The organism is Kitasatospora sp. NPDC092039, from assembly GCF_044756065.1.
In the GTDB taxonomy this organism is placed as follows: Bacteria; Actinomycetota; Actinomycetes; order Streptomycetales; family Streptomycetaceae; genus Kitasatospora.
Genome location: NZ_JBIVSD010000008.1, coordinates 308958 through 324354, shown reverse-complemented (window position 1 = coordinate 324354; position 15397 = coordinate 308958). Strand labels below are relative to the sequence as shown.

The 15397-nt window shown below is 73.6% G+C and carries 9 protein-coding genes; all 9 read right to left on the bottom strand.

The window, feature by feature from the left end; genetic code table 11:
- Nucleotides 1-46: 46 nt before the first annotated feature.
- Nucleotides 47-2983 (bottom strand): putative bifunctional diguanylate cyclase/phosphodiesterase, encoded by a 2937-nt coding sequence (locus ACIQI7_RS18720; RefSeq protein ID WP_401111079.1) that lies wholly within the window; start codon nucleotides 2981-2983, stop codon nucleotides 47-49.
- A gap of 540 nt (nucleotides 2984-3523) precedes the next feature.
- Nucleotides 3524-6565: an AAA family ATPase gene (locus tag ACIQI7_RS18715; RefSeq protein WP_401111006.1), complete on the bottom strand. Its 3042-nt coding sequence runs from the start codon at nucleotides 6563-6565 to the stop codon at nucleotides 3524-3526.
- A gap of 152 nt (nucleotides 6566-6717) precedes the next feature.
- A complete protein-coding gene (locus tag ACIQI7_RS18710; RefSeq protein WP_387750535.1) occupies nucleotides 6718-6876 on the bottom strand; it encodes a hypothetical protein in 159 nt (52 codons plus the stop codon).
- Nucleotides 6877-7092: 216 nt separating this feature from the next.
- Entirely contained in the window at nucleotides 7093-8586 is a 1494-nt protein-coding gene (gene gatB / locus ACIQI7_RS18705) for an Asp-tRNA(Asn)/Glu-tRNA(Gln) amidotransferase subunit GatB (RefSeq protein ID WP_401111076.1), read from the bottom strand.
- A gap of 82 nt (nucleotides 8587-8668) precedes the next feature.
- A complete protein-coding gene (locus tag ACIQI7_RS18700; RefSeq protein WP_387750533.1) occupies nucleotides 8669-8929 on the bottom strand; it encodes a hypothetical protein in 261 nt (86 codons plus the stop codon).
- Nucleotides 8926-10419 carry an Asp-tRNA(Asn)/Glu-tRNA(Gln) amidotransferase subunit GatA gene (gene gatA, locus ACIQI7_RS18695; protein WP_401111003.1) on the bottom strand — a complete coding sequence of 498 codons (1494 nt, stop codon included), beginning with the start codon at nucleotides 10417-10419 and terminating at the stop codon, nucleotides 8926-8928. The genes ACIQI7_RS18700 and gatA overlap by 4 nt, the downstream gene beginning before the upstream one ends.
- Nucleotides 10420-10424: 5 nt before the next feature.
- Nucleotides 10425-10721: an Asp-tRNA(Asn)/Glu-tRNA(Gln) amidotransferase subunit GatC gene (gene gatC / locus ACIQI7_RS18690; protein ID WP_030057414.1), complete on the bottom strand. Its 297-nt coding sequence runs from the start codon at nucleotides 10719-10721 to the stop codon at nucleotides 10425-10427.
- Between the two features lie 255 nt (nucleotides 10722-10976).
- A complete protein-coding gene (locus ACIQI7_RS18685) occupies nucleotides 10977-12782 on the bottom strand; it encodes a putative bifunctional diguanylate cyclase/phosphodiesterase (protein WP_401111000.1) in 1806 nt (601 codons plus the stop codon).
- A gap of 322 nt (nucleotides 12783-13104) precedes the next feature.
- Nucleotides 13105-15393 carry an NAD-dependent DNA ligase LigA gene (ligA, locus tag ACIQI7_RS18680; RefSeq protein ID WP_401110998.1) on the bottom strand — a complete coding sequence of 763 codons (2289 nt, stop codon included), beginning with the start codon at nucleotides 15391-15393 and terminating at the stop codon, nucleotides 13105-13107.
- Nucleotides 15394-15397 lie beyond the last annotated feature (4 nt).

Genomic DNA, 15397 nt, shown 5'->3' with positions numbered 1-15397 from the left:
TTCGGGTGCGCATGGCAACGACCTTCCTCCCGTGCGGGGCGGCGTGTCAAGCAGGTGGGACGACCGTCTCGCCATGCGGACCACCCGGCGGGCCTGCGACGGCACGGTGTCCGGGCAGGTCAGGGGCTCCGTGGTGATGTGCGCCACGTCCCGGCGCGGCGTCCGTCCGGCCACCCGTCCGGGTGTCGTCGGCGGCGGGGTACGGCCGGCGGGCCGGGAGCGGGCCCGCCGGGGCGGGCAGCGGGTAGTCGCGGCGGGCCAGTGCCCGGCGCAGCCGGGGCTCGTCCAGCGGCGGGGCGAAGGCCGAGCCCTGGCCCTGCCCGCAACCCAGCTCCCGCAGCACGGAGACCTGGCGGGGCAGGTCCACGCCCTCGGCGGCGGTGGCCATCCCGAGGTCGCGGCCCAGCCGCAGCGCGTGCCCGGCCAGGGTGCGGCTGAGCGGGGACTCGCCGAGGTCCTGGACGAGCGTGCGGTCCAGCTTGAGCCCGTCCAGCGGCAGCCGGGCGAGGGCGCCGAGCGAGCCGCCGCCGGCGCCGTACCCGGCCAGCCAGGTGGAGACGCCGAGGCCGCGCAGGGCGGAGAGCCGGCGGCCGAGTTCGTCGGCGAGCGAGTCCGGGCCCATCCGGGCCACCTCGATCACCAGCTCGTCGGCCGGCAGCCCGCTGTCGCGCAGCGCGGCGGCCACCGTCTCGTACAGGCCGGGCGAGCAGAGCCGCTCCACCGAGAGCCGGACGGCCACCGGGACGGGGTCCGGCGCGCCGCGGCCCCGGCCGGGCAGGCCGCGCCGCTCGACGGCCGCGCTGACCGCCTCCAGGACCAGCCAGCGGGAGAACCGAGTAGCCGCGTCGCCGTGCTCGGTCGAGCGCAGGAACTCGGCCGGGGTGAGCAGCAGGCCGCCCACCGAGCGCCAGCGGGCCTGCGCCTCGACGCCGGTCACCGCGCCGCTGCCGAGGTCCACCACGGGCTGGTGGAGCAGTGTGAAACCGCCCTCCCGGACGGCCAGCCGCAGCCGTTCCTCCAGCTCGGTGCGGCGCTCCAGGTCCGCCCGCATCGCCGGGGTGTAGAGCACCACCCGGCCCTTGCCCTCGGACTTGGCCCGGTACATCGCGAGGTCGGCGTTGCGCATCAGCTCGTCGGCGGCGGCCCTGGGGTCGGCCGCCGGGCCGCGTTCGGGGGTGCCGAAGGCGATGCCGATGCTGGCGGCGACGCTGAGCTCGGCGCCGCCGATCCAGTACGACTCGGAGAGCGCCAGGCGCAGCCGCTCGGCCAGCTCCTGGACCTGGAGGCGGCCGAGCGGGCCGCAGACCAGCGCGGCGAACTCGTCGCCGCCGAACCGGGCGACGGTGTCCCCGCAGCGGACGGCGCTCTGGAGCCGGCGGGCGGCCTGCACCAGCAGTTCGTCGCCGACCTGGTGCCCGGCGGTGTCGTTGACCGCCTTGAAGCCGTCCAGGTCGAGGAAGAGCACCGCGATCCCGGAGCCCGTCCCGTCCTGCTGGCCGCGGGTGCCGAGGGCGGCCCGCAGCCGCTGGGTGAACAGCGCCCGGTTGGGCAGGTCGGTGAGCGGGTCGTGGAAGGCGTTGTGCTGCAACTGGGCCTGCAGCATGACGCGTTCGGTGACGTCCCGGCTGTTGAGCAGCAGGCCGTCGCGATGTCTGCTGACGGTGGACTCGACGTGCAGCCACTCGCCGGCGCCGGAGCTGATCCGGCACTCGACCCGGGCGGAGGGCTCGGCGGCGCCGGGGCTGCGGTGGGCGGTGAGCCGGACCCTCGCGAGGTAGCGGCGGACCTCGGAGAGCACCCGGCCGACGTCCTCGGGGTGGACCAGGTCCAGCAGGTTGCCGCCGACCAGCTCCTCCGGGTCCCGCCCGTAGACGCCGAGCGCGGCCGGGGAGACGTAGGAGAGCACGCCGTTGGCGCCGGCGATCATGATGACGTCGCTGGAGCCCTGCACCAGGGAGCGGAAGTGCGCCTCCTTGTGGGCGAGTTCCTGGGCGAGCGAGAGGTTGTCGAGCAGCATCACGCCCTGCCTGAGGATCAGCGCCAGCCCGACGGTGCAGGCCGCCGCGGCCACCACCCGGTCCAACTCCCGGCCGCCGAGGGCGTTGTAGAGGATGCCGGCGGTACAGACCGCGGCGGCCGCGTACGGGGTCAGCGCGCTGAAGGTGGTGGCCACCCGGCGGTGCGGCAGGCCGCCGGCCGAGGGGTGCTCGCGCAGCGGACGGCGCCAGCGCGGCGACCACGGCGCCCAGGCCAGCAGCAGGCTGCCGGAGAACCAGCCGGCGTCCAGCAGTTCGCCCGAGTGGTAGTTGCTGCGCAGCTCCGGGGAGGTGAACAGGGCGTCGCAGGTGACGGTGACGGCGAGCGCCACCATGGCGGTGTGCACCGCCGCCCGGTTGCCGTCGCGACCGCCGAAGCGCAGCCCGACCACCAGGCTGACCAGCAGGATGTCCAGCACCGGGTAGGCCAGGTTGAGCGCCAGGCGCAGGGGCGAGCCGTCCTCGCCGGCCGCGATCCGGCCGAGCGCCAGGCTCCAGCTGAGGGTGAACAGCGAGCCGGCGATCAGCCAGCCGTCGAGCATCAGGCAGAGCCAGCCGGCCGCGGTGCGCGGGTGCTGGGCGAGCACCAGGACGCCGGTGATGGCGAGCGGGGCGAACAGCAGGAAGGCGTACTCGGCGAGCGAGTCCTGGGGCAGCGGGGTGCGCACGACCAGCTCGTACCAGCCCCAGGTGCCGTTGCCGAAGGCCACCATGAGCGAGGAGAGGCCGAACAGCAGCCAGGCCGGACGGGCGTGCCCGCCGACCGTGCAGCCGTACACCAGGCAGGACAGCGCGGCCGCCAGCGCCGCCGCGGCCAGCCCGAAGTCGCCCATGAAGACCGACAGTTGGCGTGAACCCCAGCCGGTGGCGGCGCCCGTGGCGTAGGCCAGGCAGAGCCCGCCCAGGACGAACCCGGGCAGTGCGCGGCTCTCCCGGAGCCGGCGCAGCGGGCCGCGGCGGACGGGTGCGGGCACGTCGGCGGCGGACGTGTCGGTGTGCGGTGCTTCCGGGCGTCCGGTTCCGGGCAGCACCGTTTCGGTGGAGCTCACTCGGCCTCTCCCCCTCCGGCCCGGGGCCTCGCGCCCCGGCCACGGGCCACCGGCCGCGCACCTCTCGGACGTGCGCGGTGGACCGGCGCCCCGTCAGGGCGGCGGCCCAGGGGGTGGGCGGCCTGCCGGTCGCCGCACCGTACCGATGCTCCCAAAATGGACCCTACACCAATTCCGTCACTCAATGACACGCACACTCAACTTAGAGTAATGGCGAAAGGGTGGGGAAATGCCCCCGATTCCTACGGATCGGCCCGGTTGGCGGCGGCGCGCGGGCGGGGGCTCACGCGGCGCGCACGGGAGCACGCGGCGGCGCCCGAACACCGGTGCCAGGACGGACGAACGGCGTACGAACCGCGGACGAGCGGCCTGCGAACAGCGGACGAACAGCGGCCCCGGACCGGCCGAAGCCGGTCCGGGGCCGCGGTGGAGCCCTGCTCAGCGCCCGGAGGCGGCCAGATCGTCCGGGAACAGCCGCAGCCGGTGGGCCAGTGCGGCCGCCTCACCGCGGCCGCCGACCGCGAGCTTCCCCAGGATGTTGGAGACGTGCACGCTGGCGGTCTTCGGAGAGATGTACAGCTCCTCGGCGATCTGCCGGTTGGTCCAGCCGCGGGCGAGCAGTCGGAGCACGTCCCGCTCACGGGGGGTGAGGTTGAAGGAGTCCCCGGCGGCCGGGGCCGGCACGGTGGCCGTCCGCTCGGCCGGAGCGAGGCTCAGCCCGGCCCGTTCGGCCAGCGCGGCGATCTGCCCGCCGAGCAGCCGGTCGTCCCGGACGGCCGCCAGTTCGGCCGCCTCGCGCAGCAGTTCGGCACCGGCCTCGCGCCGGCCGGCCTGCACCTCGGCCTCACCGGCCCGCAGCAGGGCGAGCGCCAGCGGGTACGGCAGACCGGTCGGGCGCAGCGCCTCGACGGCGGCGGCCCACCGCTGCGGGGTGTCCGCGCCCTCGGCGCGGGCCAGTTCGGCCTCCAGCAGCCGGGCCCAGCCGTGGTGCAGCGGCGCCCGGGGCCGCAGGCCGGCGGCGGCCGCGGAGATCGCGGCCAGCGCCTCGGCCCGGCCCGCCCCGGCCTGCGGCAGGCCCCGGCTGTCCGCCTCCACCGCGGCGGCCTCGGCCAGCAGCGGGTAGACGTCGGACTCGTGGCCGAGCCGGCCGCCGTCCTCCAGCGCGGCGAACAGTTCGGCCCGGGCCTCCAGCGGCCGGCCGCCGAGTGCCGCGAGCCGCACCGCCAGCCGGCTGATCGGCAGGCTGTGCTGGACCTGGCCGACCCGGTTGGCCGACCGGGCCTGCGCCAGCATGGTCGCCGCGGTGGCCAGGTCCCCCTTGAGCAGGGCGAGTTCGCCGCGCATCCGGTCCAGGAACTCGGCGTGGGTGCCGCTCAGGCTGGTCAGTTCGAAGCCGGCCAGCACCTCGGCCGCCTCCCGGACCCGCCCGAGGTCGGTCAGCGCCTCGACCAGGTTGCCGGTCAGGATGGTGCCGATGTTGCGCAGCAGGCCGTTGCCGTCCGCGAACTCCAGGCCCTCCCGGGCCAGTCGGACCGCCTCCTCGGGCCGCCCCAGCCCGCGCTGCATGCTGGCCAGGTTGTTGATGCCGCGCAGCAGCAGGTCGGGCACGCCCAGCCGGCGGGCCCGCTCGACCGCCCCGGCCAGCTCGGCCAGCCCGCCCTCGGCGTCGCCGTGCACGTCGTAGCGCAGCCCGCCGAGGGTCATCCGGGCGTGCACCTCGACCGAGTGGGCGCCCACCTCCCGGGCGATCCGGATCGCCCGCTCGGCCAGCTCGATCGCCTCGGGGGTGGGCCGCTTGAGCATCGCCGTCCCGGCACCGAGCGCGAGCACCTCGGCCTGGACGGCGGTCGGCGGCAGGTGCTCCACCAGCCTCAGCGCGTTCGCGATCTCCTCCTCGTCGCCGGAGCGGCGCAGGCTGCCCAGCATCCGGGCCCGGTTGATCCGGAACCAGGCCGCGCGCACCGGGTGCTCCGCCTCGTCGACCAGCCGCAGCCCGCGCTTGGCCAGGCTCAGGCCGCGCTCGCGGTCGCCGCAGCGCCGGGCCGCGACCACCGCCTCGGCCAGCACGTCGACCAGCTGGATCCGGTCGCAGTCCTCGTCCGCGGCGTTGTGGTCGCAGGAGCCGGGCGGGTAGGTCTCGGCCCAGTCGTACGGGCGCAGGGTGTGCGCCAGCACCTCCTCGGAGACCAGGTCCCACAGTTCCAGGGCCCGTTCCAGCATGCCGAGCTGCTCGGCGAAGGCGTTGCGGCGGCGGGCAGCGCGGGCGGCGTCCAGGGCGGTCGGCAGGGCGCGCGCCGGATCGTGCGCGTGGTACCAGTAGTTGGCCAGCCGGGCGGGCAGCGCGTCGCCGGGGACCAGTTGCGGCTGGGCCTCCACGGCGAGCGCGAACCTGCGGTTGATCCGGTGCCGTTCGCCGGGCAGCAGGTCGTCCGAGACCGCCTCGCGGACCAGCGCGTGGCGGAACCGGTAGCCCTCGCCCTCGCTGTCCGGGCGCAGGATGTTGGCGCCGACGGCTGCCCGCAGCGCCTCGATCAGCGCCTCCTCGTCGTCGTCCAGGACGGCGGCCAGCAGGGCGTGTTCGACGTGCGAGCCGCCCTCGGCGGCGATCCGCACGACCCGCTGGGCCTCCTCGTCCAGGCCCTCGACCCGCACCAGCAGGATGTCCCGCAGCGAGTCGGTCAGCCCGGCGCCGCAGCCGTCCTCGAACGCGGTGGCCAGCTCCTCGACGAAGAACGGGTTGCCCTCCGAGCGGCGGTGGATGCGGTCCACCAGCTGGCGGTCGGGGGCGGTGGTGCCGAGGATGCCGGCCAGCTGGGCGGCCACCTCGCGGCGGTCGAACCGGGCCAGTTCCAGCCGCTGGACGGTGCGCAGCCGTTCGAGTTCGGCCAGGAAGGGGCGCAGCGGGTGCCGGCGGTGCAGGTCGTCGGTGCGGTAGGTGGCGACCAGCAGCACCCGGGACCGGTGCAGGGTGCGCACCAGGAAGGCCAGCAGCTCGCGGGTGGAGCGGTCGGACCAGTGCAGGTCCTCGACGGCGAGGACGAGGGTACGCTCCGCGCCGAGCCGCTCGAACAGCCTCGCGGTGTGCTCGAACAGCCGGGCCCGGCTGTACTCGTCGTTGGGTTCGCCGTCCACCTCGCCGAACTCGGAGAGCAGCAGGGCGAGATGGCCCTCGCTGCCGGCCGCGGCGGCCCCCAGTTCGGGGCCCAGCGAGCGGTGCAGCCGGCGCAGCGCGGCGGCCAGCGGCGCGTACGGCAGGCCCTCGGCGCCGACCTCCAGGCAGCTGCCGAGCGTGGTGACCGCCCCCTGGGCGGCGGCGCGCTCCAGGAACTCCTCCAGCAGCCGGGTCTTGCCGACCCCCGCCTCGCCGCCGATCAGGACGGCCTGGGGGCTGCCGGTGCCCGCGCGGCGCAGCGCGTCGGTCAGCTCGGTGATCTCGCTGCCGCGGCCGACGAAGACGGGGCTGACCGATGTCTGCTGCATGGATGCGAGCATGCCATAGCCGGTGGGGCCCGGCCGAGGGGTTATCTCCCCAGGCGAACGGGGTTCCGGCCGCGAACGCCCGGAGGGGGAGACGCTCACTCGCAGCGTCTCCCCCTCCGAAGCCCCCTCGGCACCGTCGTGGTGCCGTGCCGTCAGCATTCGGGCCGACGCACGGGGCGCCGCTGGAAGCGGGCGGCCACCGGACGCCGGCGCAGCCGGCGGGCGTCCTTGGCCTCGCGCACCAGTCGCTCGTGCTCGGCGCGGGCCACGAGCTCGTGGGCCTGTTGCTGGAAGGTCTGGTACTCGATCATTTCCGGTTCCCCCTCGGGTCTTCCACTCCGTCTTGCTGACAGGTAAGAGCTTCCTCCCCCAGCGGGGGGTGCCACATCGGGAGCGTGCCGCATCTTCCGGGGCCGGGATGCCTTAGATCGGGCCCCAGAAAAGGTTTAAGGCCCCATCCCTCCTAGATACATAGGAGAGATGGGGCCTTAGGCCTTACTTAGAGGGCCTTAGATGCCTTAGAAGCCTTAGGAAGCAAGCTTCTCCAGGATCAGGTCCTTCACCCGGGCCGCGTCGGCCTGGCCGCGGGTGGCCTTCATGACCGCGCCGACCAGCGCGCCCACGGCCTGGACCTTGCCGTCGCGGATCTTGGCGGCGATCCCCTCGTTCTCGGCGATGGCCTGGTCGACGGCGGCACCCAGCGCGGAGTCGTCCGAGACCACGGCCAGGCCGCGCTTCTCGACGATCGCGTCCGGCTCGCCCTCACCGGCCAGCACGCCCTCGATGACCTGGCGGGCCAGCTTGTCGTTCAGCTTGCCCTCGGCGACCAGTGCGGCGACCCGGGCGACCTGCACCGGGGTGATCGGCTGCTCGCTCAGCTCGGTGCCGGTCTCGTTGGCCCGGCGGGCCAGCTCGCCCATCCACCACTTGCGGGCCTGGTCGGCCGGGGCACCGGCCGCGATGGTCTCCTGGATCGGCCCCACCGCACCGGCGTTGAGGACGGACTGCATGTCCTTGTCGGACAGGCCCCACTCGGCCTGCAGCCGGGCGCGGCGCACCCGCGGCAGCTCGGGCAGCGCGGCGCGCAGCTCCTCGACCCACTCGCGGGAGGGGGCCACCGGCACCAGGTCCGGCTCGGGGAAGTAGCGGTAGTCCTCGGCGTTGTCCTTGATCCGGCCCGAGGTGGTGGTGCCGTTGTCCTCGTGGAAGTGGCGGGTCTCCTGGACGATGGTGCCGCCGTCGGTCAGCACCGTGGCGTGCCGCTGGATCTCGAACCGGGCGGCCCGCTCCACGCTGCGCAGCGAGTTGACGTTCTTGGTCTCCGAGCGGGTGCCGAAGGTCTCGGTGCCGTTCGGGCGCAGCGACAGGTTGACGTCGCAGCGCATCTGGCCCTTGTCCATCCGGGCCTCGGAGACGCCGAGCGAACGGATGAGCTCGCGCAGCTCGGCGACGTACGCCTTGGCGACCTCGGGGGCCCGCTCGCCGGCGCCCTCGATCGGCTTGGTGACGATCTCGATCAGCGGGATGCCGGCCCGGTTGTAGTCGAGCAGCGAGTGGGTGGCGCCGTGGATGCGGCCGGTCGCGCCACCGACGTGGCTGGACTTGCCGGTGTCCTCCTCCATGTGGGCGCGCTCGATCTCCACCCGGAAGGTCGAGCCGTCCTCCAGCTGCACGTCGAGGTAGCCGTTGAAGGCGATCGGCTCGTCGTACTGCGAGGTCTGGAAGTTCTTGGGCATGTCCGGGTAGAAGTAGTTCTTCCGCGCGAACCGGCACCACTCGGCGATCTCGCAGTTCAGCGCCAGGCCGATCTTGACCGCCGACTCCACGCCGACCGCGTTGACCACCGGCAGCGAACCCGGCAGGCCCAGGCAGGTCGGGCAGGTCTGGCTGTTCGGCTCGGCACCCAGCTCGGTCGAGCAACCGCAGAACATCTTGGTCTTGGTGCCCAGCTCGACGTGGACCTCAAGGCCCATCACCGGGTCGTACGACGCGAGAGCGTCCTCGTAGGAGACCAGGTTCATGACGCTCACAGCGTCCCTTCGTTCAAAAGACTTTGGGAGGTACGGGCCCGGCCGCCGCTCGCGCGCGGCCGGGCCGGGGCGCTCAGCCCAGCAGCACGTCGTCGGAGCCCAGCTGGCGCAGCTCGCGCACCAGCAGCGCGGTGCCGGTGATCAGCGCGGCCGCGCCGACCAGGGCGTTGACCAGCTTGAGGGTGTCGCTCTCCTCGCGGGCCTTGCGGACGTCCTTGGCGATGGAGATCGCGCCGAACGCGCTGGTGCCGATGGACAGCCACAGACCGGGCTTGCTGTGCTTGAAGCCCTTGAGCGAAGCGGACTGGGCCTTCGCCTTCTCGATCTTGCTCACAGTGCCGGTGCCTCCTCCAGCAGGGTGTGCCCCCACTTGTCGTTGAGTGCGGCCTCGACGGCGCCGCCCACGCGGTACAGGCGGTCGTCCGCCATCGCGGGTGCGATGATCTGCAGGCCGACCGGGAGATTGTCCTCCGGAGCCAGGCCGACCGGCAGCGACATGGCCGCGTTGCCCGCCAGGTTGGACGGGATCGTGCACAGGTCGGCCAGGTACATCGCCATCGGGTCGTCGGCGCGCTCGCCGATCGGGAAGGCGGTGGTCGGCGTGGTCGGCGAGACCAGCACGTCCACGCCCGCGAAGGCGGCGTCGAAGTCGCGCGAGATGAGCGTGCGGACCTTCTGGGCCGAGCCGTAGTAGGCGTCGTAGTAGCCCGAGGACAGCGCGTAGGTGCCCAGGATGATGCGGCGCTTGACCTCGGGGCCGAAGCCGGCCTCGCGGGTCAGGGCGGTGACCTCCTCGGCCGAGCGGCTGCCGTCGTCGCCGACCCGCAGGCCGTAGCGCATCGCGTCGAAGCGGGCCAGGTTGGAGGAGCACTCGCTGGGCGCGATCAGGTAGTACGCCGGCAGCGCCAGGGTGAAGGACGGGCAGGAGACCTCGACGACCTCGGCGCCCAGCTCGCGCAGCAGCTCCACCGACTCGTCGAAGCGCTGCATCACGCCGGCCTGGTAGCCCTCGCCGGCGAACTCCTTGACCACGCCGATCCGCATGCCGCGGACGTCGCGCATCCTCGCGGCCTCGACCACGGCCGGGACCGGCGCGTCGATCGAGGTGGAGTCCAGCGGGTCGTGCCCGGCGATGGCCTCGTGCAGCAGCGCCGCGTCCAGCACGGTGCGGGCGCACGGGCCGCCCTGGTCCAGGCTGCTGGAGAACGCCACCAGGCCGTAGCGGGACACCGAGCCGTAGGTCGGCTTGACGCCGACGGTGCCGGTGACGGCGCCGGGCTGGCGGATCGAGCCGCCGGTGTCGGTGCCGATCGCCAGCGGGGCCTCGAAGGCGGCCAGCGCGGCGGCCGAACCGCCGCCGGAGCCGCCGGGGATGCGGGAGAGGTCCCACGGGTTCCCGGTCACGCCGTACGCGGAGTTCTCGGTGGAGGAGCCCATCGCGAACTCGTCCATGTTGGTCTTGCCAAGGATGACGACGTCGGCGCTCTTGAGACGGCTGGTCAGCGTGGCGTCGTACGGCGGGATCCAGCCCTCGAGCATCTTCGAGCCGCAGGTGGTCGGGATGCCCTTGGTGGTGAAGACGTCCTTGAGCGCGAGCGGGACGCCGGCCAGCGGGCCCAGCTCCTCGCCCTTGGCGCGCTTCTCGTCGACGGCCCTGGCCGCGGCCAGCGCGCCCTCGGTGTCGACGTGCAGGAAGGCGTTGACCTTCTTGTCGACGGCGTCGATGCGGTCCAGGTGGGCCTGCGCGACCTCGACGGCGGACACCTCGCCCTTGGCGATGGCGCCCGCCGTCTCGGCGGCGGTGAAACGGATGAGCTCGGACATCTCGGTCAGTCCTCCCCGAGGATCTGCGGAACACGGAAACGCTGCTCCTCGGCGGCGGGGGCGCCGGACAGCGCCTGCTCCGGGGTGAGCGACGGCCGCACCTCGTCCGCGCGCATGACGTTGGTCAGCGGCAGCGGGTGGGAGGTCGGCGGGACGTCCTGTCCGGCGACCTCGGAAACGCGGGCGACCGCGCCGATGATCACGTCGAGCTGCTCGGCGAAGTGGTCCAGCTCTTCGGGCTTCAGCTCAAGACGCGACAGCCGGGCGAGGTGGGCGACCTCCTCGCGCGTGATGCCAGGCATGCAGCGATCCTCAGGGTGAGTTCTGGTGAGACCCGGCGGTGCCTTGCGGGGCGGTGCCGGGCCCGGGCAGGAGCAGCCTGTTCGGCGCTCCGTCCTCATGGTCTTTGGACCCCATCCTATGGGGCCCGTCCCCCACCCCGGCCAACGAGTGAGCCGCGGCGCCCGTCACCGGCCCGGCCGCGGGCGTCCGGCGGGCGTCGGCCCCGGCGTCCGGTGGGCGCCCGGCAGGCGTCGACCCCGGCGTCCGGCGGGGCGCTACTGGGGCCGGGTGCGGGCCCAGCCCTGCGGCTTGATCTCCATGTGCGCGGCCTGCACCACCTGGGCCACCGGCGGCAGCGTCGGCGGGATGACCGGCGGCCGGACCTGCGGGAGCGTCGGGAGCGTCGGCGGCAGCACCGGCGGCCGGACCGGCTGGGCGATCGGTTTGGCGGCCTGGACCGGCTGGAAGCCGGCGTGCAGCTGGGGCGGCACGCCCAGCCGCTCCACCGGCGGGGCGCCGGTGCGGTGCACCCGCAGCCAGGCGGTGGCCTGCTCGGCCGGCAGCGCGGCCGACACCAGCCAGCCCTGGACGGCGTCCACGCCCATGCAGTGCAGCCGTTCCCAGGTCTCGTCGTCCTCGACGCCCTCGGCGACCACGGTCAGGCCCAGCGAGTGGGCGAGCTCCACCGAGCAGCGGACCACCGCCGCGTCGTGGTCGTCGGCGACCATCCGGGAGACGAAGGAGCGGTCGATCTTCAGCTCGCCGACCGGCAGGCTGCGCAGCCGCACCAGCGAAGAGTGCCCGGTGCCGAAGTCGTCCAGGGACATCCCGACGCCGTAGCCGCGCAGCTCGGCCAGGGTGTCGGCGGCCCGCCGGGAGTCGTCCAGCAGCAGCCGCTCGGTGATCTCCAGCTGGAGCGCGTGGGCCGGCACCTGGTGGCGCACGAGGTGGCCGGCCACCCGCTGGGCGAAGCCGGGGTTGAGCACGTCGCGCGGCGAGACGTTGACCGCGACCTGCACCTGGAGGCCCTGCTCGCGCCAGTACGCGAGCTGGCCGACGGCCGCCTCCAGCACGTAGTCGGTGAGCCGGGGCATCAGGCCGCTGGACTCGGCGAGCCCGACGAACTCGTCCGGCGAGACCTTCCCCTGGCCGGGCCGCTCCCAGCGCAGCAGCGCCTCCAGGCCGACCACCCGGCCGTCGAAGGCCACCTTCGGCTGGTAGTGCAGCTGCACCTCGCCGGTCTCCAGCGCCCGGCGCAGGTCCCCCAGCAGCCCGATCCGGTACGGGGTGTCGGCGTCCTGGGTCTCGTCGTACTGGGCGACCCCGCTGCATCCGCGCTGGGCGTGGCCCATCGCGACGTCGGCGCGGCGCAGCAGCGACTCGGCGTCCTGGGCGTGCTGCGGGTAGACGCAGACGCCGCCGCTGGCCTCCAGGACGAGCAACAGCCCGTCCAGCCGGATCGGGGCGGCCAGTTCGGCGATCAGCGCCTTGGCGACCCGCTCCAGGCTGTCCGGGCAGTTGATGCCGGGCAGCAGGACGGCGAACTCGTCGCCGCCCATCCTGGCCACCATCGGGCGGCCGCGGCGGTAGTGCCGGGGGAGCCCGGCGAAGACGTCGTCGATGGACTCCCGGGTGGCGCTGCCGGCCGGGCCTCCGGAGCGCAGTGCCCGGTGCAGCCGGCGGGCGATGTGAACCAGTAACCGGTCACCGGCCGTATGACCGAGTGTGTCGTTGAGTGACCGGAAGCGATCGAGATCGAGCAGGATGAGACCGACGCTGTAGCCCTGTTCACACTCCGCGATCGCCTCCTGGGCGGCCAGCAGCAGGGCCTGACGGTTGGGCAGGTCCGTCAGCGGGTCGGTCAGCTGGTCGCGGGCGCGGTCCCGGGCGATCCGCCAGGCCGCCACCAGCACCGCCAGGGGCACGGCGAACAGCGGCAGCAACTCGGGTTCGTACCGGTAGACCAGGACGGCCAGCGGGATGAGCGGCGCGGCTCCGGCCAGCAGCACGCCGAGCAGCAGGACCGCACCCGCCACCCCCTGCGGCGGGCGTGTGGGCGCACCGCCGGTCGTACGATCCATAAGCCCTGTCCTCCGTCGGGCCCGCCCCGTCAGGCCGCCTTACGGTGAGGCACCGTGCCGGTACCGACAGCTGCCGGGCATGGAGCGACCCCGAGGAGCACCGGCCCAGCCGGTGCCCCCACCCCTGCTGACACTCTGTTGCGCTCCAGGGTAAGCCGGGGTCCACCCGGTGGGCAGACTTTCGGACAACCGGAAACGCGCCACCGCGCCCGGGTGTCGCACAGTGACACAATGCCCGCTTTCACCGCACGGCACCCGGTGACGCCGCATCAGGACGATAACAACACCGGTCCGGCCACCGGCCGCTCGGGTCGGCCCCGGGTCAGTCCCCGACGGGCTCCTCCGTCGGCGCCTCGGCGCCCTCCGGCTCCGGAAGCCCCAGGTGGGCCCGGGCGGCGGAGGGCCCGTCGGCGAGCAGGACGGCGAACCCGGCGTCGTCCAGGACCGGCAGGCCGAGCTGAACAGCCTTGTCGTATTTGGACCCGGGGTTGTCACCGGCGACCACAAAATCGGTCTTCTTCGAAACCGAGCCGGTCACCTTCGCTCCACGGGAGGTCAGCGCCTCCTTGGCGCCGTCCCGGGTGTGGCCGGCCAGGGTGCCGGTCACCACGACGGTCAGGCCCTCCAGCGGGCGCTCCGCCCCGTCCTCGTCCGCGAACTCCTCGGTGAAGCGGGCGCCGTCGGCCTTCCAGTTCTCCAGGATCCGCCGGTGCCACTCCTCCGCGTACCACTCCCGGATCGAGCGGGCGATGATCGGGCCGACCCCCTCGACGGCCGCCAGCCGCTCCTCGCTCGCCTCGAAGATCTTGTCCAGGTCGCGGAACTCCCTGGCCAGCGCCTGGGCGGCGACCGGGCCGACGTGCCGGATGGACAGGCCGTTGACGAACCGCCAGAGCGGCCGCTCCTTCGCCGCCTCCAGGTTGTCGATCAGCACCTGGAGCGACTTCTTCGGCTCGCCCTTGGTGGTGGCGAAGAAGAAGACCTCCTTCTCCCTGCCGGTCCGGTCGTCCAGCTTCGGCATGCCGGTCTTCGGGTCCCGGACCAGCACCTTGATCGGCAGCAGCTTCTCCGGCGTCAACCGGAAGATGTCGGCCTCGTTCCGGACCGGCGCCTCGGCCGGCTCCAGCGGCTGGGTCAGCGCGGTGGCCGCGACGTAACCGAGGCCCTCGACGTCCAGGCAGGAGCGCCCGCCCAGGAAGGCGATCCGCTCCCGGATCTGGGCCGGGCAGAACTGCGCGTTGGGGCAGCGCAGATCGATGTCCCCCTCGGACATCGGCCGCAGCTCGCTGTCGCACTCCGGGCAGTGCGAGGGCATCACGAAGGCCTGCTCGGTGCCGTCCCGCAGGTCGTAGACCGGGCCGAGGATCTCCGGGATGACGTCGCCGGCCTTGCGCAGCACGACGGTGTCGCCGAGCAGCACGTCCTTGGCCTTGACGACCTCCTGGTTGTGCAGCGTCGCGTACTGCACCATCGAGCCGGCCACCTTCACCGGCTCGGCCAGCACCGCGTACGGGGTGGCCCGGCCGGTGCGGCCGATGCCGACCTTGATCTCGGCCAGCTTGCCGGTGACCTCCTCCGGCGGGTACTTCCAGGCGATCGCCCAGCGCGGCGACTTGGAAGTGGCGCCGAGCCGGCCCTGCAGGGCGATCTCGTCCACCTTGACGACCACGCCGTCGATCTCGTGCTCGACCGAGTGCCGCTGCTCGCCGAAGTGCTCGATGAAGGCCCGCACCTCGGCGAGCGTCTTCACCACCTTGTTGTGCCGGGCGGTGGGCAGGCCCCAGTCCTGCAGCAGTCGGTAGGCGTGCGACTGGTTGTCGATGTCGAAGCCGACCCGGGCGCCGATGCCGTGCACCACCATGTGCAGCGGGCGGGAGGCGGTGACGTGCGGGTCCTTCTGGCGCAGCGAACCGGCGGCGGCGTTGCGGGGGTTCATGAACAGCCGGATCATCGCCCGGGGCCGCTTGCCCTCCTTGGCGCGCTCCTCGTTCTCCTGCCGGCGGCGCTCGTTCTCCTCCGCGAAGGAGGCGTTGAGCGCGTCGAAGGCCTCGGTCGGGAAGTAGACCTCGCCGCGGATCTCGACCAGCTCCGGGATGTCGTCGCCCTTGAGCCGGTGCGGGATCTCCTTGATGGTGCGGACGTTGGCGGTGATGTCCTCGCCGACCCGGCCGTCGCCGCGCGTCGCCGCCTGCGTCAACTGGCCGTTCTCGTAGGTGAGGTTGACGGCCAGGCCGTCCACCTTGAGCTCGCACAGGTAGTGGTAGTCGATGCCGTGCAGCTCGGTGGCGACCCGCTCGGCCCAGGCGGCCAGCTCCTCGTCGTCCATCGCGTTGTCCAGGCTGAGCAGCCGCTCGCGGTGCTCGACCTCGGCGAACAGCGCGGTGGGCGCGCCGCCGACCCGCTGCGTCGGGGAGTCCGGGGTGACCAGGGCCGGATGCTCGGCCTCGATCCCCTCCAGCTCCCGCATCAGCGCGTCGAACTCGGCGTCGCTGACGGTCGGCGCGTCCTGCTCGTAGTACCGGGCGCGGTGGTCGGTGATCTCCTGCGCCAGCTCGGCGTGCCGCCTGCGCACCTCCGCCGGGACGTCCTCCCAGCCCTCGACAGCCGTCACCGCA

Bases quoted from the DNA above. Each gene is read 5' to 3' on its own strand.
- ACIQI7_RS18710 (WP_387750535.1), bottom strand. From the start codon at position 6,876: ATGATCGAGTACCAGACCTTCCAGCAACAGGCCCACGAGCTCGTGGCC.
- gatA (WP_401111003.1), bottom strand. From the start codon at position 10,419: ATGTCCGAGCTCATCCGTTTCACCGCCGCCGAGACGGCGGGCGCCATC.
- ACIQI7_RS18685 (WP_401111000.1), bottom strand. From the start codon at position 12,782: ATGGATCGTACGACCGGCGGTGCGCCCACACGCCCGCCGCAGGGGGTG.
- gatC (WP_030057414.1), bottom strand. From the start codon at position 10,721: ATGCCTGGCATCACGCGCGAGGAGGTCGCCCACCTCGCCCGGCTGTCG.
- gatB (WP_401111076.1), bottom strand. From the start codon at position 8,586: ATGAACCTGGTCTCCTACGAGGACGCTCTCGCGTCGTACGACCCGGTG.
- ACIQI7_RS18715 (WP_401111006.1), bottom strand. From the start codon at position 6,565: ATGCAGCAGACATCGGTCAGCCCCGTCTTCGTCGGCCGCGGCAGCGAG.